A 20,978-nucleotide genomic window follows, 5' to 3' on the forward strand; every position below is an offset into this window, starting at 1 on the left:
ACCGGGGGCACGCGGGCGGCCGGCTCAGGAGGCGTAGATCCTCTCGATCTCGTCGGCGTTCTCCTGCATGACCACCGAGCGCTTGAGCTTCAGCGAGGGGGTCAGCTGGCCGCCCTCCACCGTCCACTCCACGGGGAGGACGGCGAACGAGCGGATCGACTCGGCCTTCGACACCTGCCTGTTGGCGGCGTCCACGGCGGCCTGGAGCTCCGCCCGGACCTCCGGGTCGTCGACCAGCTCGGCCAGCGGGGTGCCGCCGGGGCGGCCCTTGCTCTCCAGCCACCCGGGCAGCGCCTCGGCGTCCAGCGTGATCAGGCAGCCGATGAACGGCCGGTTGTCGCCGACGACGATGCACTGGCTGACCAGCGGGTGCGCGCGGATCTTGTCCTCGAGGACGGCGGGGGAGACGTTCTTCCCGGCCGAGGTCACGATCAGCTCCTTGATCCGTCCGGTGATCGTCACGTACCCCTCGGGGTCGAGCACCCCGATGTCGCCGGTGCGGAACCAGCCGTCGCGCATCGCCTCGGCCGTCGCCTCCGGGTTGTGCCAGTAGCCGCGGAACACCTGCGGCCCGCGGACGAGGATCTCGCCGAGGTCGTCGATGCGCACCGCCGTGCCGGGGGCCGGCCGGCCGACGGTGCCGACCTTGAGGGTGTCCGGGCCGCTGACGGTCGCCGGGCCGGTGGTCTCGGTGAGGCCGTAGCCCTCGAGGATGGTGACGCCGATGCCCCGGAAGAAGTGGCCGAGGCGTTCGCCCAGCGGGGCGCCGCCGGAGAGGGCGTACTCCACCTGGCCGCCCATCGCCGCCCGCAGCTTGCCGTAGACCAGCCGGTCGAACAGTGCGTGCTGGAGCCTGACCGCGAGGGCGGGGCCCCCGGTGTCCTGACCCTTCGACCAGGCGACGGCGACCCGCTCGGCGCGGTCGAAGATCGCGCCCTTGCCGCCGGCGTGGGCCTTCTGCCGCGCACCGTTGTAGACCTTCTCGAACACTCGGGGCACCGCGACGAGGAACGTCGGCTGGAACGTGCCGAGGTCGGCCAGCAGCGAGGCGAGGTCGGGAGTGTGGCCCAGCCGGGCGCCGTGCTGGATGCAGCCGACCTCGATGATCCGGGCGAAGACGTGCGCCAGCGGCAGGAAGAGCAACGAGCTGGCGTTCTCGGCCGCCATCGCCGGGATGACCGCCGGTGCGAGTTCGGCGACGTAGAGCAGGTTCCCGTGCGTCAGCTCGCAGCCCTTGGGGCGCCCGGTGGTCCCCGAGGTGTAGATGATCGTGGCGAGCGAGTCGGTGGTCAGGCCGGCCCGACGCGCCGCCAGCTCCTCCTCCGGCACCTCCCCGGCCCGCGCGGCCACGGCGTCCAGGTCCCCGGTCTCGACAGTCCAGACCTCGCGGAGCTCGTGCAGGTCGCTGCGCACCGACTCGACCAGGGTCCGGTGCGCGGCGGTCTCCACCACGACGGCGACCGCGCCGGAGTCCGCCAGGATCCACTGCGCCTGCTCGGCCGACGAGGTCTCGTAGATGGGTACGCCCACGCCGCCGGCGGTCCAGATGGCGTAGTCGGCCAGGGTCCACTCGTAGCTGGTCCGGCCCAGGATCCCGACCCGGTCGCCCGGCCCGACCCCGGCCGCGATCATGCCGCGCGCCAGGGCAGACACCTGCTGGGCGAACTCGCGGCTGGTAACCGGCACCCAGCTGCCGCCCACGTTGCGGCTCAGCGCGATGCGGTCCGGGTCCTCGCGCGCGTGGGTGGCCACCGCATCGGGCAGCGCGGCGGTGGCGGGGATCTCGAAGGTGCTGGGGCTGGCGTACTCCTGCACGGGTGGGCTCCTCGGGACGACGACACGACGCTGTGACGTGGACCGCGAAGATACAGAACGGGTGGTCTGTATGTTCGGGTTCCCGGCGCGGTGATCGCCGGTGGTCGGCGAACGTCCCGGAGGTTGCTGTGCAGTCCGCTCTCTACGAGGCCGAGCACGAGTCGTTCCGCGCGATGGTGCGGGACTTCCTGGCCAAGGAGGTCGTCCCCCACCACGACGAGTGGGAGAAGGCCGGCGTCGTCGACCGCGCGGTGTGGCTCCGCGCCGGCGAGCAGGGCCTGCTCGGCATGGACGTGCCCGAGGAGTACGGCGGCGGCGGGGTCCGGGACTTCCGCTACAACGCCATCCTCTCCGCCGAGGTCAGCCGGGTGGGGGCCAGCGGCCTGGGCTTCACCTTGCAGAACGACGTCGTCGCGCCGTACCTGACCGGGCTCGCCACCGAGGAGCAGAAGCGGCGCTGGCTGCCCGGTGTCGTCAGCGGGGAGATCATCACCGCGATCGCCATGACCGAGCCGGGCGCCGGCTCCGACCTGCAGGGCCTGCGGACCACGGCCCGCCGGGACGGCGACGAGTGGGTGCTCAACGGGAGCAAGACGTTCATCACCAACGGCATCAACGCCGACCTGGTCATCGTGGTCGCCCGCACCGACCCGGAGGCCGGTGCCCGCGGGTTCTCGCTGCTGGTCGTCGAGCGCGGCATGCCGGGCTTCGAGCGCGGGCGGAACCTGGACAAGGTCGGCCTCAAGGCGCAGGACACGGCCGAGCTGTTCTTCGAGGACGTGCGGGTGCCGGCCGCCAACCTGCTCGGCACCGAGGGGCACGGCTTCTTCCACCTCATGGCGAACCTGCCGCAGGAGCGCCTGTCGATCGCCGCCGGCGCCGTCGCCTCCGCCCGCATCGTGCTCGACCTGACCGTCCAGTACTGCAAGGACCGCACCGCCTTCGGCAGACCGATCGGGGCGTTCCAGAACACCCGCTTCGAGCTCGCCGAGATGCACACCGAGGTCTCGGTCGCCGAGACCTACCTCGAGAAGGCCGTCCTCGAGCACAACGCCGGCCGGTTCACCGCCGAGGACGCGGCCATGGCCAAGTGGTGGACCACCGAGCTGCAGAAGCGGGTGATCGACCGGTGCCTGCAGCTGCACGGCGGCTACGGCTACATGCTCGAGTACCCGGTCGCGAAGGCCTACCTCGACAGCCGCATCCAGACCATCTACGGCGGGACGACCGAGATCATGAAGGAGATCGTCGGCCGCTCCCTCGGCGTCTGAACCCGTTCCCCGTACGCACCCGAGAGGACTCGCATGGCCACCGAGGCACGAGCATGAGCACCGAGGCGTTCATCTACGACGCCGTGCGCACCCCGCGCGGCAAGGGCAAGAAGACCGGCGGGCTGCACTCGGTCAAGCCGATCAGCCTGACCACCGGTCTCATCGACGCGGTCCGCGACCGCAACCCCGGGCTCGACCCGGCGCTGGTCGACGACATCGTGCTCGGCGTCGTCTCCCCGGTGGGGGAGCAGGGTGCGGTGATCGCCCGGACGGCGGCGCTGGCGGCCGGGCTGCCCGACACCGTGGCCGGCGTCCAGATCAACAGGTTCTGCGCCAGCGGCCTGGAGGCGGTCAACCTGGCCGCGCAGAAGGTCCGGTCCGGCTTCGAGGACCTGGTGCTCGCCGGCGGTGTCGAGTCGATGTCGCGGGTGCCCATGGGCTCCGACGGCGGCGCCTGGCCCATGGACCCCGAGACCGCCGCGCGCACCGGCTTCGTGCCGCAGGGCATCGGTGCCGACCTGATCGCGACCCTCGCCGGCTGGAGCCGGGAGGACGTCGACGCCTACGCCGCCGAGTCCCACGCCCGCGCGGCCAAGGCGTGGTCCAACGGGTACTTCGAGCGGTCCGTCGTCCCGGTGACGGACAAGAACGGCACCGTCGTCCTCGACGCCGACGAGCTGGTGCGACCCGGCACCACCGTCGAGTCGCTGGCCGCGCTGCCCTCGGCGTTCGCCGGCATCGGCGACCTGGGCGGCTTCGACGCCGTCGCGCTGAACAAGTACCACTGGGTCGAGCGGATCGACCACGTGCACACCGCCGGCAACTCCAGCGGCATCGTCGACGGCGCCGCGCTGGTCGTCGTCGGCACCGAGGAGGCGGGCAGCCGCAACGGACTGACCCCGCGCGCCCGCATCGTGAGCACCGCCGTCTCCGGTGCCGACCCGGTGATCATGCTGACCGGTCCGGCGCCGGCCACGCACAAGGCGCTGGCCAAGGCGGGTCTCACCGTCGACGACATCGATCTGGTCGAGATGAACGAGGCGTTCGCCGCCGTCGTGCTGCGGTTCATGGCCGACACCGGCTTCGCCCACGAGCAGGTCAACGTCAACGGTGGCGCCATCTCGATGGGGCACCCGCTGGGCGCGACCGGCGCGATGATCCTGGGCTCGCTCGTCGACGAGCTCGAGCGGCGCGACCTGCGCTACGGCCTGGCCACCCTGTGCGTCGGCGGCGGGATGGGCATCGCCACCGTCGTCGAGCGAGTCTGAGGAGCGACACCCGATGAGTGAGAGCACCATCCGCTGGGAGTCCGACGCCGACGGCGTCGTCGTCCTCACCCTCGACGACCCGTCGTCGTCGGCGAACACCATGAACGACGCGTACGTGGCCTCGATGGGCGAGACGATCGACCGGCTCGAGGCCGAGAAGGACTCGATCCGGGGCGTCGTCCTGACCAGCGCGAAGAAGACCTTCTTCGCCGGCGGCAACCTGGGCAGCCTGATCCAGGCCACGCCCGAGAGCAAGGACGCCGTCCTGGCTCAGGTGACGCTGGTGAAGGGCCAGCTGCGCCGGCTGGAGACGCTCGGCATCCCGGTCGCGTCGGCGATCAACGGCGCCGCGCTGGGTGGCGGGCTGGAGATCGCCCTGGCCACCCACCACCGCGTCGTCCTCGACGACCCGAAGGTCAAGCTCGGCTTCCCCGAGGTCACGCTCGGCCTGCTGCCCGGCGGCGGCGGCATCGTCCGCTCGGTCCGCCTGCTCGGCCTGACGACGGCGCTGCTCGAGCTGCTGCTCCAGGGCCAGCAGGTCCGTCCCCAGAAGGCGCTGGAGCTGGGGCTGGTCCACGAGACGGCTACCGACCGCGACGAGCTGCTCGCCAAGGCCCGCGCCTGGGTGCTGGCGAATCCCGGTGCCGCGCAGCCGTGGGACACCAAGGGCTACAAGGTGCCCGGCGGGACCCCGTCGTCGCCGTCGCTGGCCGCCAACTTGCCGGCGTTCCCGGCGAACCTGACCAAGCAGCTCAAGGGCGCGCCCTACCCGGCGCCCTACGCCATCCTGTCGGCGGCGGTGGAGAGCCTGCAGGTGGACGTCGACACCGCGTTCACCGTGGAGGGCCGGTACTTCGTCGACCTGGTCGTCGGCCAGATCTCGACCAACATGATCCAGGCGCTGTGGTTCGACCTGAACCGGATCAACGGCGGGGGCTCGCGGCCGTCGGTCGAGCAGACGTTCTCGGCGTCGAAGGTCGGCGTCCTGGGCGCCGGGATGATGGGTGCCGGCATCGCGCACGCGTTCGCCAAGGTGGGCGTCGACGTCGTCCTCAAGGACGTCAGCGCGGAGGCCGCCGACAAGGGGAAGGCGCACGTCGCCGGGCTGGTCGGGAAGCAGGTGTCGCGCGGGCGCATGAGCCAGGCGAAGGCCGACGCGTTCCTCGCCCGGATCACCCCGACCGGCGACGCGGCGGACCTGGCCGGCTGTGACGTGATCGTGGAGGCGGTCTTCGAGGACACCGCGCTCAAGCACCGGGTGCTGAGCGAGGCGGAGGCGAACGCCGCGCCGGGTGCGCTGCTGGCCTCCAACACCTCGACCCTGCCGATCACCGGGCTGGCCGAGGGCGTGCAGCGGCAGGCCGACGTGGTCGGCATGCACTTCTTCTCGCCGGTGGACAAGATGCCGCTGGTCGAGCTGATCGTGGGGGAGCGGACCTCCGACGAGGCGCTGGCGCGGGCCTACGACGTCGTCCGGCAGATCGGCAAGACCCCGATCGTCGTCGCCGACAGCCGGGGGTTCTTCACCAGCCGGGTGTTCGGCACCCTGGTCATGGAGGGCGCGGCGCTGCTGGCCGAGGGGCTGGCGCCGATGAGCGTCGAGCGCGCCGCCCTGCAGGCCGGCTTCCCCGCCGGGCCGCTCACCCTGCTCGACGAGGTCACCCTGACCCTGCCGCTGAAGATCCGCGACGAGGCGGCGAAGGCCGGGGCCGCCGACGACCACCCGGGCGTGGCCGTCCTGCGGACGATGGTCGAGCACGGCCGCACGGGCAAGGCCGCGGGCGCCGGGTTCTTCGACTGGCAGCCGGAGAAGCGGGTGTGGCCCGGGCTGGCCGAGCTCTTCCCGGCGAGCGACGGGGTGTCCTTCCGCGACGCCCAGGAGCGCCTGCTGTTCGCCATGGCCGTCGAGACGGCGCGCTGCCTCGAGGAGCAGGTGCTGCGCACCGTCGAGGACGCCAACATCGGGTCGATCATGGGGATCGGCTTCCCGCCGCTCTACGGCGGCGTCCTGCAGTACGTCGACCAGTACGCCGGCGGGGTGGCCGGCTTCGTGGCCCGGGCCGACGAGCTGGCCGACCGCTACGGCGAGCGGTTCCGGCCACCGGCGATCCTGCTGGAGCGGGCCGTCCCGGCGGGTAGCCTGCGGGCCGCCGCCGCGGCCTGAGCACCGGTAGCGGGGCGTCGCCGCAAGGCGGCGCCCCGTTCCCCGGCGTCCTTCCTAGGATCAGCGCGTGGCGCGGGGGAGCGAGCATGCCGAGGTGACCGCCGCCCCGAGCGTGCGACGCACCCAGGCCGAACGGCGGGCCAGCACCCGCGCGGCGCTGGTGCGGGCCACCGTGGAGTCGCTGGTCGAGCTCGGCTACGCCCGGACCACCACCCAGGAGGTGCAGCGCCGGGCCGGGGTCTCCCGAGGGGCCCTGACCCACCAGTTCACGGCCAAGGCCGACCTCGTGCTGGCCGCGGTCGACCACCTCTACGAGGAGTTCAGCGCCAGCGTCCGCCAGGCCGCCGCCGACCTGCCGGCGGACCCCACCGCGCGCGCCCGGCTCGGCGTGGAGCTGATCTGGGAGCGGTTCCACGGCGAGCTGTTCGTCGCCGCGATGGAGCTGTGGGGCGCCGCCCGCACGGACGCCGAGCTGCGGGCCGCGCTGCTCCCGCACGAGCGGCGGCTGGGCGTGCAGCTGCGGTCGCTGACGATGGAGGTGTTCGGCGAACGGGTGGCGCGGCACCCCCAGGCCGAGGCCGTCTACCAGGTGCTGCTCACCTCGATGCGCGGGCAGGCGCTCACCTACGCGCTGCAGCCCGACGCGCCGCGCACCGGCCCGCACGTCGAGCACTGGCAGTCGATCATCGAGGCCTTCACCCGCCGGGGAGACTGACCCGGCACGGTGCCGGGACGGCGGGCAGGAGCCGCCGTCCCGGTCACGCCGGTCGGTGAGCCCCGCAGTGAGGAGCAGGACATCCCATGGCGACCACGGCGCTGCTCGTGCTCGACCTCGTCGGCACGTTCGCCTTCGCGCTCAACGGCGCCCTGACCGCCCTGCGCGCGACCCGGTTGGACATCGTCGGCGTGGTGACCCTCGGCATGATCACCGCCCTGGGTGGCGGCACCATCCGCGACGTCTTCCTCGACGCCCTGCCGCCGGCGACCTTCCTCGACTGGCGCTACCTGGCCGTGGCGGCCGGGGGCGGACTGATCGCCTTCTTCTCCTGGTCCCACCTGGATCGGATCAACGGGACGATCAACGTCCTGGACGCTGCCGGGCTGAGCCTCTTCGCCGTCACCGGGGCGCTCAAGGCGGTCGACCTCGGGTTCGGTCCCGCGCAAGCCGTCATCGTGGGCGTGCTCACCGGAGTGGGGGGCGGCACGCTTCGCGACGTCCTCGTCCGGCAGGTGCCCACGGTGCTCAGCAGCGGGCTCTACGCCGTACCGGCGCTGGTCGGCGCCACCGCGGTCGTCGTCGCCGAGCTGCTCGACGTCCGGAACGCCGCCGCCTCGATCGTCGCCGCCGCGGTGTGCTTCACGATCCGCATGGTCGGTGTCCTCTTCGACGTCAACGCACCCGTCCCCCCGGGTACCCGCGGCAGCGCGGAGGAGTGACCGCCTCCGCCGGGGGCAGTCGATCCGGCGTCCGGGCGTGGAGCCGGCTCGGCGCCAAAACCGCAGGGTCCGTTCTTATTGTGCTCGATATTGTGGCTGCACCTGCCGATAGTCGCGTCGTGACCACCCTCACCGATGTCCCGCGCCGCAACGGGCTCTGCGCAGCCATCCCGCGCGGTGCGCGCCTGGACGAGGCCGGCTTCCTCCGGCGGCACCGCATCATCTGCTGGGTCCTGGCCCTCCACCCGCCCGCGCTGGTGGCCATCGCGCTCGTGCGCGACGTGACCGGCTGGGCGCTCTGGGGGCAGCTGGCCGCGCTCGTCACCATGCTCGCCGCCGCCCTGGTGCTGCGCGGCATGCTCGCGCGGGCCGGCGCGGCCAGCGTCGGGCTGATGTTCGGCGCCGACCTGCTGGTGCACGTCGGCGGCGGCCTCACCGACCTGCACATCTGGTTCTACGTCCTGCTGGCGCTGGTCGCGCTCTACCAGCTGTGGACGCCGTTCCTGCTGGCCGTCGTCTTCGTCGCGGTCCACCACGCGCTGACCAGCCTCGTCGCGCCCGAGGCGGTGTACTCGACCGAGCAGGCGCAGGAGAACCCGCTCCTGTTCGCGTTGCTGCACGCGGTCTTCCTGCTGGCCGAGGCGTTCTTCCTCGCCTACACGTGGAAGTTCACCGAGGAGGCCGAGCGCGGTCGCCGGGCCGAGACCCGCCGGGCCGAGGCCCAGGCGGTCGCCCAGGCCCAGGCGCAGACCGAGCTCGCCGCCGAGCGGGCGCGGGCCGCGGAGGAGGCGGCCGCTGCCCTGGCCCAGCGCGAGCTCCGGGCGAGCGGCCTGGAGGAGCAGCTCGCCGAGCTGGTGCAGGCGGGTCAGCGGCTGGACGAGAACGTGGGCACGGCGACCGACGTCATGACCGGGCTGCGCTCGGCCATCGCCGAGATCGCGGCGGCGGCCAGCCACGCCACCACCACGGCCACCCAGGCCAGCGACGGGTCGCGGGAGAGCGCCGAGACCGTGGCGCGCCTGGCCGCGACCATGGCCGAGATCGACCAGATCGCCGGCAGCATCTCGGCCATCGCCGACCAGACCAACCTGCTGGCGCTCAACGCGACCATCGAGTCGGCCCGCGCCGGGGAGGCGGGCAAGGGGTTCGCCGTCGTCGCCGGGGAGGTCAAGGACCTGGCCTCGGAGACGGCGAGGGCCACCGAGCGGATCCGGGGCGTGGTCGAGGCGGTCCGCGGTGACGTCGAAGCCGCGGGCGCCGCACTCGGCAACGTCCAGGAGGTCATCCGGGGCGTCGTGGAGGCGCAGACCACGATCGCCGCGGCGGTCGAGGAGCAGAACGCGTCGACGGCCCAGGCCCAGGACGCCATCGCGGGCGCCTCCCGGGAGGCGACGCGGGTGGCCGACGACCTGCGGCGCATCGTCAGCGGCATGTAGCCGCCCGGCCGGGTGGCTCCTCCCCCCGCGCTGCTCGGACGGCCCCCGGAGCCGCCTCCCTGGGTACCCGGTGGTCCCACAGGTGCGCCCGCCGCTCGCGTGGACGGTGCGCCAGCGGGTAGGGGGACGCCGTGGCCACCGGGTGACCTGCACCGGCCGGTCGCGTCCGACGATGTCCGTGCCGACCTCGAGGAGGAACAGCACATGCGCGTGGAGGATCTGTCCGGGGACGACGCAGCGGTGTACCGGGCGGTGGCCGAGCGGGAGGGGACCGACGGCGCGCCGCACCTGCAGGACCTGGCGCGGCAGACCGGGCTGGACCTCGAGCGGACCCGGGCCGCGGTCCACCGGCTGCAGCAGGCGGACCCGAAGCTCGTGCACGAGGTGCCCGACACCAGCGCCACCGATCTCGGCCCCACCTACGAGCTGGCCCCCCGCACCTGATCGCCGGGCGACCCGGCGCCGCTGGACCGCCCGCGCAGCCGGCCCGCCCCGCTGCGGGCCGGCTCAGCCGCGGTCGGCGACGGGGCGGATCTCGCCGCTGGCCAGGCGGGTGCGGTAACCCTCGATCTCCCCCTTGACCACGCGGGACAGGACGTAGAGCCCGATGATGTTGGGCAGGGACATCAGGAAGATCATGCTGTCGGAGAAGCCGATGACCGCCTCCAGCGTCGACGAGGCGCCGATGACCACGAAGATGCAGAAGATGAGCTTCCAGGTGCGGTCGACGATCATCGACTCGCCGAAGAGGTAGGTCGCCGCCTTCAGCCCGTAGTAGCTCCAGGCCAGCATCGTCGAGTAGGCGAACAGGACGACCGCGACCGCTAGCACGATCGGGAACCAGCCGACCACCGACCCGAAGGCGGCCGACGTCGTCTGCACGCCGGCGTCGCTGGCGTCGTCGGCGTAGGTGCCGGTGATGACGATGGCGAGCGCCGTCATGGTGCAGATGACGACGGTGTCGATGAACGGCTCGAGGACGGCGACGTGCCCCTCGGTCGCCGGCTCGTTCGTCTTGACCGCCGAGTGCGCGATCGCCGCCGAGCCCAGCCCCGCCTCGTTGCTGAAGGCCGCTCGCCGGAAGCCCTGGATGAGGACGCCGACGATGCCGCCGAACCCGGCCTCGGGGCTGAACGCCTGCGACACGATCGCCCACATCGCCTCGGGGATCTCCGTGAGGTTGGCGAACAGCACGGTGAGGCAGGCGATGACGTAGAAGACGGCCATGAACGGCACGAGCTTGTCGGTGACCCGGGCGATGCTGCGGATCCCGCCGATGATGACCGCGCCGACGAACAGGGCGAGCACGAGACCGAAGATCGCGCCCGCGGCGCCGCCGCCGAGGGGCCCGTCCGCCCCGCCGGTGACCGACTGCGCCTGGCTGAACGCCTGGTTGGCCTGGAACATGTTGCCGCCACCCACGGCGCCACCGAGCGTGAAGATGCAGAAGAGGACGGCGAGGACCTTGCCGAGCGTGCCCAGCCTCGGGCTCTTCTCCTTCAGCCCCTTGGTCAGGTAGTACATCGGGCCGCCCGAGACCCGGCCGTCGGCGTAGACGTTGCGGTACTTCACGCCGAGCGTGCACTCCACGCCCTTGGTGCACATGCCGACCAGCCCGGCGATGATCATCCACAGCGTGGCACCCGGCCCGCCCAGCGAGATCGCCACCGCGACCCCGGCGATGTTCCCGAGTCCGACCGTGCCCGACACGGCGGTCGCCAGCGCCTGGAAGTGGGTCACCTCGCCGGCATCTCGCGGATCGTTGTAGTCCCCGCGCGCCAGCTGGATGGCGTGCTTGAACGCCCGGAACTGGAACCCCCGCAGGTAGATGGTGAAGAAGACGCCGGCGATGACGAGCCAGACGACGATGAGCGGCAGCTCGACGCCCTCGTCGATGAAGTCCAGGGGCACGGCGAAGAAGACGACCGTGGTGATCCACTCGGAGACCGGTGCGAAGAAGCCGTCGACCTGTTCGTCGAACGTGGCGGCCAGCAGGGAGTCGGACGGCGAGGGCATCACGGCACCACCAGGACGGGGACGGGGGAGAGCTGGATGAGGCTGCTCGGCGTCGACCCGAAGAGCAGGGTGCGCACCCGGCTCTGCCCGATGCGGCCGACGGTGATCCAGGCGGCATCGTGCTCGCGGGCCAGGCGCACCAGCGTCTCGGCGGGGTGCCCGTGCCGGACGACCCCCTCGACCACGAGGTCCCCGGGCTCGGAGAGCCGCGCGACGACCGGGTCCAGCACGCGCTCGCGGGCGGCCGCGGCCTCCCGCGCCTTCTCCACGGAGCGGCGTTCGTTCTCCTCCGCGGTGGTGAAGGAGTAGGGCGACCAGGGGACGACGCAGGCGAGGACCAGGCGCAGACCGTGGTGGCGGGCGGCGTCGGCGGCTGCGTCCGCGGCGCGGTTGCTCGACTCGCTCCCGTCGAGACCCACGACGATGGACTCGGGCACGGGCACACCTCCGGCGGAGACGACGTGGGCCGAACCGTAACCGGGATCACACCGCTCGTCAGGTCGAGCGGTGGCGGGGCGGGGGAGCGCCGGTCAGGCCGGAGGGGCGCCGGCGTGCGCCCGCGGTGCGTGGCCGTCGTCCTCGGCGTCCTCCGGGTCTTCCGTGGCGGGGCTGCCCGCCTGCCCCTCCACGGAGCGGCGCACCGCCCGCCGCCAGCCCTGGACCGCGGCGGCGAGCACACCGGCGACCGGCACCGCCACGAACAGGCCCAGGAGGCCGAAGGCGGAGGCAGCCCCGGTCGTGAGCAGCAGGATGACCAGGGGGTGGAAGCTGATCGCGCGGGACAGGAGCAGGGGGGCCAGGACGTTCCCCTCGATCTGCTGCACCACGATGACGACGAGGAGTGCCCACAGCGCGGTGGTCCAGCCGTTGGTGACGCCGGCGACCGCGACCGCGACCGCTCCCGCGATCGTCGCGCCCACCAGCGGCACGTAGCCGAGCAGGAAGGTCAGCGCGCCGATGGGCAGGGCCAGCGGGACGTCGAGCAGCCACAGCCCGAGACCGATGAGGATGCCGTCGATCAGCCCGGTCGCGGTGGCCGCGTAGAACCACGCGCCGGCGGTGCGCATCCCGGCGCGGAAGGCGGCGTCGGTCGGGGCTCGGTCCACCACGGGCAGGACCCCGAGGAACTGCCGCCACAGCCGGTCGCCGCTGGTCAGCGCGAACAGGGTGAAGAACAGGGCGATGATCAGGACGGTGGCGACGTTGCCCGCCGCGTTCAGCCCCTGCGCGGCCGCGTTGCCCAACCCGCTCATCGCGGAGCCGACCGAGGTCTCCAGCTGGTCGATGACCTGGTTCAGCCCGGCGTTGTTCAGGTCGTCGGTCCGGTCCTGGACCCAGGTGCTGGTCGCCTCCACGGCATCGGTGCCCGCGGCGATCAGGCCGGGCCAGGCGCCGATGATCTGGAGCACGAGGAAGGTCAGGACGCTCACGAAGAAGGCCAGGTAGGCGACGACGCAGAGGATCGCGGCCAGCGCGGCCGGGACCCCTTGCCCCCGCAGCCACCGGGCGATGGGCCAGAGCATCGCGACCTGCGCCAGCCCGAGCATCGCCGCGGCCGCGACGAACTGGACCTGCAGCACCAGCCAGACGGCGCCCAGCACGGCCAGCCCGATGACCAGGAACCGCCCGGCGATCACCGCCTCGCGCTGCAGCAGCGACGCGCGGCCGACCGCCGGGGGCGGGGTCGCGGCGTGCGCGCCGGGCGCGGTCGCCGGCGCGGGGCCGGGCCCGGGGGAGGGGCGGTCCCGGGGGAGGGCCGACGTCGGCTCGGTCATGCGCACCTCCCCTCGCAGCGTTCACCGGTGGCCGCTGCCGCCCGGCCCGGGACTCCTCGTCGCGCGCTCATCCTGGCGTGTCCGTCACCCGTGTGCGTGGAACGGTCGCACGACCGTCCCGTCGAGGCGTGACCGACCCGGCGATCGGGTAGCGATTCCGATCAAGGTCACATCGAGGTGCGCGCGGGCCGGAGCGCCCGTGCGCGGACAGAGGAGGAACCCGTGCTCGGACTCATCGGACTGCTGCTGGTCGTCTGGCTGGTGCTCGCCGTCGTCGGCGCGGTGGTCGAGGGGCTCTTCTGGCTGCTGATCATCGGTGTGGTGCTCTTCCTGGCCACCGCAGCCTGGGGCTGGACGAAGCGCAACACCCGGGTCTGACGTTCCCTGCGGGCCGGCCCGGTGCGGCCGGTGTGCGGTGACGGCGTCACCGCCCGCCGGCGGTTCTCAAGCCGATGCGTTCGGCGCGTCGACGAGCGCCGCCAAGGTGGCGCGGGCGCCGCGCTCGCGCAAGAGAGAGAGGGCCCGGCGGTAGGCCGCCACGAAGCGCTCGTCGCCCACCAGGTCCCCGAAGATGCTGCGGTCCGCGATGAAGGCGACCGGGTCCTCGTCGAGCCGGCTCGCGTTGGCGCGTACCCGGTCGGCCTGCCGGTCGACCAGCGGCAGGGGGCGCCCGGCGTCGTCCCGGCCCTCCGCGGACCGGGCCCAGCTGGCGACGACAGCGGCTGCGCGGCGCACGTCTCCGCCCCTGGCCAGGCCGTCGCGCACGACGGGCAGCACGTACTTGGGGATCAGCGCCGAGGTCTGCGCGCAGAGCCGGGCCACGGTGTCGCCCACGGAGGGGCTCGCGAAACGGGCGAGGAGTGTCCGCTTGTAGTCGTCCAGGTCGATCCCGGGCACGTCCGCGAGCGTGGGGGACACCTCGCGATCCATGTAATCCCGCAGGAAGGCGGTCCAAAGCGGGTCCCGGCAGGCGTCGTGGACGTGCTCGTAGCCCGCCAGCCGGGCGAAGTGGGCCAGCGCCTGGTGGCTGCCGTTGAGCAACCGCAGCTTCATCGCCTCGTAGGGGGCGACGTCCTGCACGAACTGGACACCGGCCTCCTCCCACGGTGGGCGGCCGGCGGGGAAGCGATCCTCGACCACCCACTGGGCGAACGGTTCGCACACGACCGGCCACGCGTCCTCCACCCCGAAGCGCTCACGGAGACCCGCGATGTCCGCGGCGGTGGTCAGCGGGGTGATCCGGTCGACCATGCTGTTGGGGAACGACACCTCGCGGCCGACCCAGTCCCCGAGATCGGCGTCCCGCATCGTCGCGAACGCACTGAACGCGCGCCTCGCGACGTCGCCGTTGTTCTGCAGGTTGTCGCAGGAGAGCACGGTGAACGGTGTCAGCCCCCGCTCGCGACGGCGGGCCAGCGCCTCGGTCACGAGCCCGAACGTGGTGCGCAGGGCGGCGTCAGGCCGGAGGTCGTCCCGGATTCCCGGGGCGTCGACGTCGAAGGCTCCGGTCACGGGGTCGGTGTTGTACCCGCGCTCGGTGATGGTCAGCGACACGATCCGCGTGTCGGGGTCCGCCATCCGCTCGACCACCGCCTCCGGGTCGTCGGGCGCGAGGAGGTAGTCGACGATCGATCCGACGACCCGGGGCTCGAAGGCGCCGTCCGGGTGCTTGACGACGAGGGTGTACAGGCCGTCCTGGGCAGCCATGACCTCCTGCATGCGGTGGTCGGACGGGAGGACGCCGACTCCGCAGATCCCCCACTCCGGAGCCAGCCCGCCGTCCATGAGCCGGTCGAGGTACATGGCCTGGTGCGCACGGTGGAAGCCGCCGACCCCGATGTGCACGATGCCGGTGCGGATCCGCCGGCGGTCGTAGCGCGGCACCTCCACCCGCTCGGCGAGGGGGGGCAGGGCGCCGGCGTGGACGCGCACGATTCGTTCGGTTCCGGGCGGGGCGGAGCGAGTGAGCACTCCCTACCCTAACGTAAGGGTAGAGCCCTGTCGTGCCGACCCTGGCGCGCGGGGGAGTGACGGGCGGCCGGAGCCGGTCCGCTACGCGGCGGTACCCCTCGCCGCCTTGTCCGCGGGCAGGAAGACCTTGGCGGGATCACGCTCGACCACACCGTCGAGCACCTCGTCGACACGGGCCATGACGTCGGCGTCGAGCCGCACGCCGACCGCCTTGACGTTGTCACGGACCTGCTCCGGTCGGCTGGCGCCGATGATCGCGGCGGCCACGTTCGGGTTCTGCAGCACCCAGGCCAGCGCGAGCTGCGCCATCGTCAGCCCGAGGTCGTCGGCGACCGGGCGCAGCCCCTGCACCTTGGCCAGCACCTCGTCGGCGAGGAACCCCTCGATCTGGAAACCGACGGCCGAGTGGCCCGCGCGGCTACCGGTCGGCGGCTGCTCGCCGGGCCGGTACTTGCCGGTGAGCACGCCCTGGGCCAGCGGGGACCAGACGATCTGCGACAGGCCCTCCCGCTCGCACGTCGGCACGACCTCGCCCTCGATGACCCGCCAGAGCATCGAGTACTGGGGCTGGTTGCTGACCAGCTGGACGTTCAGCTCGCGGGCGAGCGCCGCCGCCGCGGCGATCTGGTCGGGCTGCCACTCGGAGACGCCCAGGTAGAGCACCTTGCCGGCCCGCACCAGGTCGGCGAAGGCGGTCATGGTCTCCTCCAGCGGCACCGTCGGGTCGTAGCGGTGCGCCTGGTACAGGTCGATGTAGTCGGTGCCGAGTCGCCGGAGGGAGGCGTGGCAGCTCTCGACGACGTGCTTGCGGGAGAGCCCGCGGTCGTTCGGCCCGGGACCCGTCGGCCAGTACACCTTCGTGGCGATCTCCAGGCCCTCGCGGCGCTGACCGCCCAGGGCGCGGCCCAGCACCGACTCGGCGGCGGTGCCGGCGTAGACGTCAGCGGTGTCGAACGTGGTGATCCCGACGTCGAGCGCGGCGTGCACGCACGACACGGCGGCGTCCTCCTCGACCTGGCTGCCGTGCGTCAGCCAGTTGCCGAAGGCGATCTGCGAGACGTTGAGGCCGGACCGGCCCAGTCGACGGAATTCCACCTCGACGACCGTAGTGCCGGGAGTGCGCCGTGGCCCGGCGGGGGTGTGGAGCAGTGGCGCGCAGCCACCCACCGGGCCTTGTCGAGGCCGGACGACGGCGCGGTGGTGGCGCGGTACCTCGCGCCACCACCGCTCGAACCGGGGTCGGTCAGGATCGCCGTGGTCACCGGCGAGGACCTGGACGAGTCCGTCGACCGCAGGTCAGCGGCTCGTTTCCAGCCGCTCCGCGAGGGTGTCGGCGAACCCTTCGGCGACGGCGAGCTGCTCCTTCAGCGCGGTGACCCGAGCCGTGGCCGCCTCGTGGAACATGCGCAGCCGATCCACCAGCTGCGCCCGGTCGCCGCTGCCGGAGTCCAGGTCGGCCAGCAGGGTGAGCAGCTCCTGCATCTCCTCGAGGGTGAACCCCAGGGGCTTCATCCGCTTTACGACCTCGAGGCGGGCGACGTCCTCGGAGCTGTACAGCCGGAACCCGCCCTCGGAGCGGGCGGTGGGGATGACCAGCCCGTTCTCCTCGTAGAAGCGGATCGTGCGCAGGCTCAGACCGGTGCGCTCGGCGACCTGACCGATCTGCATGAGCTGCTCGCGGGGCGTTCCGGTCACGCCCCCTTCATAGGCCACGCGCCCGGCGCGCGCTGCCGCAGCGGGCATCAGTGCGCTCCGGTGAGCTGGCCGGTGTGCCGGTCGAAGCGGTCGGCGGAGTGCCCGGTCAGCCCGACGATCTGGACGTTCTTGCCGCGGGTCTCGTACTTGTGGGTGATCGCGTCGAGGGCAGCCACGGTCGAGGCGTCCCAGATGTGGGCGTCGGTCAGGTCGATCACCACGTTCCCGGGGTCGCCGGCGTAGTCGAACTGGGTGTAGAGGTCGTTGCTGGAGGCGAAGAACAGCGCCCCCGTCACCGAGTAGATCCGGGTGCCTTCGTCGTCCGTGACGCTGGTGACCTCGGCCAGGTGGGCGACCCGGCGGGCGAAGAGCACGCAGGCCGCGAGGACGCCGGCGCCGACGCCGACGGCGAGGTTGTGGGTGAAGAGCGTGCCGGCGACGGTCGTGAGCATGACGGCGGTCTCGCTCTTGGGCATCCGGTGGATGGTGCGCAGGCTGTGCCAGTCGAAGGTGGCGATCGACACGAAGATCATCACCGCGACCAGGGCGGCCATCGGGATGGTCGCCACGATGTCGCCGAGGGCGACCACGAGGATCAGCAGGAACACCCCGGACAGGAATGTGGACAGCCGCGTACGGGCTCCCGACGCCTTCACGTTGATCATCGTCTGGCCGATCATGGCGCAGCCGCCCATGCCGCCGAAGAAGCCGGAGGCCATGTTCGCCACGCCCTGACCCCAGGACTCGCGGGTCTTGTCGGAGTGGGTGTCGGTGATGTCGTCGACCAGCTTCGCCGTCATCAGCGACTCCATCAGCCCGACGAAGGCCACGCCGAGGGCGTAGGGGGCGATGATGGTCAGCGTCTCGACGGTGAACGGCACGTCGGGCAGCAGGAAGAACGGCAGGCTGTCGGGCAGGTCGCCCTCGCCGCCGACGTCGGGGATCTCCCAGCCGGCTGTCACCGCCAGGGCCGTCAGCACGACGATCGCGACCAGGGGTGCGGGGATCGCCGTCGTCAGCCGGGGGAGCAGGAAGATGATCGCCAGCCCGGCGGCCACCATCGGGTAGACCAGCCACGGCACGTCGGTCAGCTGCGGCAGCTGCGCGGTGAAGATGAGGATCGCCAGCGCGTTGACGAAGCCCACCATGACGCTGCGCGGGATGAACCGCATCAGCCGGGCGAAGCCCGTGGCGGCCAGCACGATCTGGAAGATGCCGCCGAGGATCACCGCGGCGAACAGGTACTGGACGCCGTACTCGAGCGTCAGCGGGGCCACGACGAGGGCGATGGCGCCGGTGGCAGCGGTGATCATCGCCGGCCGGCCGCCGGTGAAGGCGATGACCACGGCCATCACGAACGAGGAGAACAGCCCGACGCGGGGGTCGACGCCGGCGAGGATGGAGAAGCTGATCGCCTCGGGGATCAGCGCCAGGGCGACGACGAGGCCGGCGAGCACCTCGGTGCGGGCGACCTTCGGCGAGAGCCAGGCGGGGCGCGACAGTCTGGGCTTGGGCAGTGCAGGCAGGGCTGAGGACATGGTTCCGTCTCGTTCGGTGCGCAGGCGTCGGCGCGGGCGGCAGCACCGGAGGCGGTGCCAGGTCTCTGAGGGCGGTGCGGCGGTGCACCCGGAGCGGCGGAGCTCGTGTTCCGTGGCGACGATGTCGGTCGGGGTCGCCGAGCCGGGAGCATCGGTGCGCATCGGCGGCGTCGCCGGTGTCATCGACAGTCTGCCGGGAACTCGTCCTTCACGTCAGTGTTGGGTGGTGAGCCGTTCGTCACGTTCGGACCCCCGTGAGCGGGGGAGGACCAGCAGCGCCAGGATCGACCCAGACGTCGGACCGCACCTGGACGGAGCCAGCATGGACATCACGGACACCACGGAGTGGCGCGCGCTCGACGAGCACCGCCGCACCCTCGGGGACACGCACCTGCGGGACCTCTTCGACGGCGATCCCGAGCGCGCGGAGCGGCTGACCGGGCAGGTCGGTGAGCTGCACGTCGACTGGTCCCGGCACCGCGTGACCGACGAGACGCTGCGGCTGCTGGTCGCCCTCGCCGAGCGTGCGGGTCTGCCCGACCGCATCCAGGCGATGTTCCGCGGCGAGCACATCAACACCACCGAGGACCGCGCCGTCCTGCACGTCGCGCTGCGCATGCCGCCGGGCGAGGAGCTCGTGGTGGACGGCCAGCACGTGGTCCGCGACGTGCACGAGGTGCTGGGGCGGATGCGCCGTTTCGCCGAGCAGGTGCGCTCGGGGGAATGGCGCGGGCACACGGGGAAGCCGATCCGGGCGGTGGTCAACATCGGCATCGGCGGCTCCGACCTGGGCCCCGCGATGGCGTACACCGCCCTGCGGCACCACGCCGACCGGAACCTCACCCTGCGGTTCGTCTCCAACATCGACCCCACCGACTTCGCCGAGGCCACCCGCGACCTCGACCCCGCCGAGACGCTCTTCGTCGTCAGCTCCAAGACCTTCACCACGCTGGAGACGCTCACCAACGCCGGCGTCGCCCGGGACTGGCTGCTGCGCGGGCTGGGGGCCGACGAGTCCGCCGTGGCGAAGCACTTCGCCGCGGTGTCCACCAACACCGACGCCGTGCGCGCGTTCGGCATCGATCCGCAGAACATGTTCGAGTTCTGGGACTGGGTCGGGGGCCGGTACTCCTTCACCTCCGCCATCGGGCTCTCGCTGATGGTGGCGATCGGCCCGGACGCCTACGACGAGATGCTCGCCGGCTTCCACGCCGTCGACGAGCACCTCCGCACCACCCCGCTCGAGCGCAACGTCCCGGTGCTGCTGGGCCTGCTGGGTGTCTGGTACCGCAACTTCTTCGACGCCCAGACCCACGCCGTCCTGCCCTACAGCCAGTACCTCTCCCGGCTGCCGGCCTACCTGCAGCAGCTGACGATGGAGAGCAACGGCAAGTCGGTGCGCACGGACGGGCAGCCGGTCACCACGGCGACGGGCGAGGTGTTCTGGGGGGAGCCCGGCACGAACGGCCAGCACGCCTTCCACCAGCTGCTGCACCAGGGGACCTCGCTGGTCCCAGCCGACTTCATCGGCTTCGGCGAGCCGAGCCACGACATCGGTGAGATGCACGACCTGCTGATGGCCAACATGTTCGCCCAGGCGGCCGTCCTGGCCTTCGGCCGCACCGCCGAGGAGGTGGCGGCCGACGGCACACCCCCGGCCCTCGTGCCGCACAAGGTCATGCCCGGGAACCGGCCGAGCACGGTGATCCTCGCGCCGCGGCTGACGCCGGGGACGCTCGGGCAGCTGGTGGCGCTCTACGAGCACGTCGTCTTCACCCAGGGCGTGATCTGGCAGATCGACTCGTTCGACCAGTGGGGTGTCGAGCTGGGCAAGGTGATGGCGCGCGAGCTGGCGCCGGCGCTCACCAGCCCGGAGCCCGTGGCGCTGGACCAGGATGCCGCCACGACGGCGGTGGTGGCCGAGTACCGGCGGATGCGGGGCCGGGCGACCTGACGCGCGCTCCCCGGGGTGACGCCTCGGGAGGCGGACCCCGGGGCGGCCGCGCGCCGTCGCAGCGACCGCCCCGGGAGTTCGGTGGCGCGGTCGGGGGCGGCGCCCCAGGCGCGGCCGCCAGTGGTTCCAGCGTCGGCTGCGGCCGGTTCTCCCGCAACCCGCGTGACCTGGAGCCCTCGGGTCAGCCGGCGTCCGGCGGCGCGCCCCCCGGACGTGTCCGCCGCGGGCGGGTGACCCGGGCCTGCACCGCCTCCTCGCTCAGCACTGCCTGGACGGTCGTCCCACGGCCCAGCAGCCGCCCCTCGGCATCGACGGCGCTGCAGTCGCAGGTCAGGCGGTTGCCGCGCACCTCGGCGCACCGGGCCGTCACCCGGATGGCGTCGCCGACCCAGGCCGGGGCCAGGTGCTCCACCGACAGGGCGCTGCCGATCCCGGCCTCGCCGGGCTCGAGGTGGCGCAGCAGCAGCTTCCGGCCGGCCTCCTCGAAGTGCTTGGCCATCGAGTAGGTGGCGTACACCGGGTGCACCGGGCCGAGCTCGTCGAAGCGGACGGTCATCTCCGGGGTCACCACGACGTCGAGGACGGCGGACTCGCCGACGGGCACGGGCCTCATGCGCGCACCCCGCGAGCGGTCCGTG

Annotated in this window: 18 protein-coding genes; 9 read left to right on the top strand and 9 right to left on the bottom strand. The window is 72.5% G+C overall.

Going from position 1 to position 20,978, the window contains the following annotated elements; genetic code table 11:
- Window positions 1-24 precede the first annotated feature (24 nt).
- The gene (locus tag ACI79K_RS03640) at window positions 25-1,815 is read right to left on the bottom strand and encodes an AMP-dependent synthetase/ligase (RefSeq protein ID WP_456599000.1); all 1,791 of its coding nucleotides are present in this window, start codon (window positions 1,813-1,815) and stop codon (window positions 25-27) included.
- Window positions 1,816-1,943: 128 nt separating this feature from the next.
- Between ACI79K_RS03640 and ACI79K_RS03645 the strand changes: the two genes are divergently transcribed.
- The 7 genes from ACI79K_RS03645 to ACI79K_RS03675 all read left to right on the top strand — a co-directional run bounded on the left by ACI79K_RS03645 (window position 1,944) and on the right by ACI79K_RS03675 (window position 9,835).
- Window positions 1,944-3,086 (top strand): acyl-CoA dehydrogenase family protein, encoded by a 1,143-nt coding sequence (locus ACI79K_RS03645; RefSeq protein ID WP_456599001.1) that lies wholly within the window; start codon window positions 1,944-1,946, stop codon window positions 3,084-3,086.
- A gap of 53 nt (window positions 3,087-3,139) precedes the next feature.
- Window positions 3,140-4,354, top strand: coding sequence for an acetyl-CoA C-acetyltransferase (locus ACI79K_RS03650; RefSeq protein ID WP_456587537.1), 1,215 nt, complete (start codon window positions 3,140-3,142; stop codon window positions 4,352-4,354).
- 13 nt (window positions 4,355-4,367) lie between these two features.
- On the top strand, window positions 4,368-6,518 hold the full coding sequence (locus tag ACI79K_RS03655) for a 3-hydroxyacyl-CoA dehydrogenase NAD-binding domain-containing protein (RefSeq protein ID WP_456599002.1): 2,151 nt from the start codon (window positions 4,368-4,370) through the stop codon (window positions 6,516-6,518).
- Between the two features lie 94 nt (window positions 6,519-6,612).
- A complete protein-coding gene (locus ACI79K_RS03660) occupies window positions 6,613-7,233 on the top strand; it encodes a TetR/AcrR family transcriptional regulator (RefSeq protein WP_456598237.1) in 621 nt (206 codons plus the stop codon).
- A gap of 86 nt (window positions 7,234-7,319) precedes the next feature.
- Window positions 7,320-7,955: a trimeric intracellular cation channel family protein gene (locus ACI79K_RS03665; RefSeq protein WP_456598238.1), complete on the top strand. Its 636-nt coding sequence runs from the start codon at window positions 7,320-7,322 to the stop codon at window positions 7,953-7,955.
- Window positions 7,956-8,074: 119 nt separating this feature from the next.
- Window positions 8,075-9,391, top strand: a complete 1,317-nt coding sequence (locus ACI79K_RS03670; RefSeq protein WP_456599003.1) for a methyl-accepting chemotaxis protein — start codon at window positions 8,075-8,077, stop codon at window positions 9,389-9,391.
- 204 nt (window positions 9,392-9,595) lie between these two features.
- A complete protein-coding gene (locus ACI79K_RS03675; protein WP_456599004.1) occupies window positions 9,596-9,835 on the top strand; it encodes a hypothetical protein in 240 nt (79 codons plus the stop codon).
- A gap of 63 nt (window positions 9,836-9,898) precedes the next feature.
- On the opposite strand, the gene ACI79K_RS03680 is transcribed toward ACI79K_RS03675, so the two are convergent.
- From ACI79K_RS03680 to ACI79K_RS03690, 3 genes are all read right to left on the bottom strand, one after another.
- Window positions 9,899-11,407 (bottom strand): alanine/glycine:cation symporter family protein, encoded by a 1,509-nt coding sequence (locus ACI79K_RS03680; protein ID WP_456587543.1) that lies wholly within the window; start codon window positions 11,405-11,407, stop codon window positions 9,899-9,901.
- Complete coding sequence (locus tag ACI79K_RS03685) at window positions 11,407-11,844, bottom strand: universal stress protein (RefSeq protein WP_456587544.1); 438 nt, start codon at window positions 11,842-11,844, stop codon at window positions 11,407-11,409. The genes ACI79K_RS03680 and ACI79K_RS03685 overlap by 1 nt, the downstream gene beginning before the upstream one ends.
- A 93-nt stretch (window positions 11,845-11,937) precedes the next feature.
- Entirely contained in the window at window positions 11,938-13,182 is a 1,245-nt protein-coding gene (locus ACI79K_RS03690) for an AI-2E family transporter (RefSeq protein ID WP_456587545.1), read from the bottom strand.
- 222 nt (window positions 13,183-13,404) lie between these two features.
- Between ACI79K_RS03690 and ACI79K_RS03695 the strand changes: the two genes are divergently transcribed.
- Complete coding sequence (locus ACI79K_RS03695; RefSeq protein WP_236829151.1) at window positions 13,405-13,560, top strand: hypothetical protein; 156 nt, start codon at window positions 13,405-13,407, stop codon at window positions 13,558-13,560.
- Window positions 13,561-13,626: 66 nt separating this feature from the next.
- On the opposite strand, the gene ACI79K_RS03700 is transcribed toward ACI79K_RS03695, so the two are convergent.
- The 4 genes from ACI79K_RS03700 to ACI79K_RS03715 all read right to left on the bottom strand — a co-directional run bounded on the left by ACI79K_RS03700 (window position 13,627) and on the right by ACI79K_RS03715 (window position 18,386).
- Window positions 13,627-15,114, bottom strand: a complete 1,488-nt coding sequence (locus ACI79K_RS03700) for a mannitol dehydrogenase family protein (RefSeq protein WP_456599005.1) — start codon at window positions 15,112-15,114, stop codon at window positions 13,627-13,629.
- Between the two features lie 120 nt (window positions 15,115-15,234).
- On the bottom strand, window positions 15,235-16,248 hold the full coding sequence (locus ACI79K_RS03705) for an aldo/keto reductase family protein (RefSeq protein WP_456587547.1): 1,014 nt from the start codon (window positions 16,246-16,248) through the stop codon (window positions 15,235-15,237).
- 201 nt (window positions 16,249-16,449) lie between these two features.
- A complete protein-coding gene (locus tag ACI79K_RS03710) occupies window positions 16,450-16,848 on the bottom strand; it encodes a MerR family transcriptional regulator (protein WP_456587548.1) in 399 nt (132 codons plus the stop codon).
- Window positions 16,849-16,895: 47 nt separating this feature from the next.
- Window positions 16,896-18,386 (bottom strand): SulP family inorganic anion transporter, encoded by a 1,491-nt coding sequence (locus tag ACI79K_RS03715; protein WP_456587549.1) that lies wholly within the window; start codon window positions 18,384-18,386, stop codon window positions 16,896-16,898.
- 322 nt (window positions 18,387-18,708) lie between these two features.
- Between ACI79K_RS03715 and pgi the strand changes: the two genes are divergently transcribed.
- On the top strand, window positions 18,709-20,340 hold the full coding sequence (gene pgi, locus ACI79K_RS03720; RefSeq protein WP_456599006.1) for a glucose-6-phosphate isomerase: 1,632 nt from the start codon (window positions 18,709-18,711) through the stop codon (window positions 20,338-20,340).
- A gap of 181 nt (window positions 20,341-20,521) precedes the next feature.
- Here the strand turns inward: pgi and ACI79K_RS03725 are convergent, their stop codons facing one another.
- Window positions 20,522-20,953, bottom strand: coding sequence for a thioesterase family protein (locus ACI79K_RS03725; protein WP_456599007.1), 432 nt, complete (start codon window positions 20,951-20,953; stop codon window positions 20,522-20,524).
- Window positions 20,954-20,978: the final 25 nt, after the last annotated feature.

The organism is Blastococcus sp. SYSU DS0616 (genome assembly GCF_054051015.1).

Coding starts and splice junctions, on each gene's coding strand:
- ACI79K_RS03650 (WP_456587537.1), top strand. CDS start 3,140: ATGAGCACCGAGGCGTTCATCTACGACGCCGTGCGCACCCCGCGCGGC.
- ACI79K_RS03655 (WP_456599002.1), top strand. CDS start 4,368: ATGAGTGAGAGCACCATCCGCTGGGAGTCCGACGCCGACGGCGTCGTC.
- ACI79K_RS03665 (WP_456598238.1), top strand. CDS start 7,320: ATGGCGACCACGGCGCTGCTCGTGCTCGACCTCGTCGGCACGTTCGCC.
- ACI79K_RS03675 (WP_456599004.1), top strand. CDS start 9,596: ATGCGCGTGGAGGATCTGTCCGGGGACGACGCAGCGGTGTACCGGGCG.
- ACI79K_RS03680 (WP_456587543.1), bottom strand. CDS start 11,407: ATGCCCTCGCCGTCCGACTCCCTGCTGGCCGCCACGTTCGACGAACAG.
- ACI79K_RS03690 (WP_456587545.1), bottom strand. CDS start 13,182: ATGACCGAGCCGACGTCGGCCCTCCCCCGGGACCGCCCCTCCCCCGGG.
- ACI79K_RS03715 (WP_456587549.1), bottom strand. CDS start 18,386: ATGTCCTCAGCCCTGCCTGCACTGCCCAAGCCCAGACTGTCGCGCCCC.
- pgi (WP_456599006.1), top strand. CDS start 18,709: ATGGACATCACGGACACCACGGAGTGGCGCGCGCTCGACGAGCACCGC.
- ACI79K_RS03725 (WP_456599007.1), bottom strand. CDS start 20,953: ATGAGGCCCGTGCCCGTCGGCGAGTCCGCCGTCCTCGACGTCGTGGTG.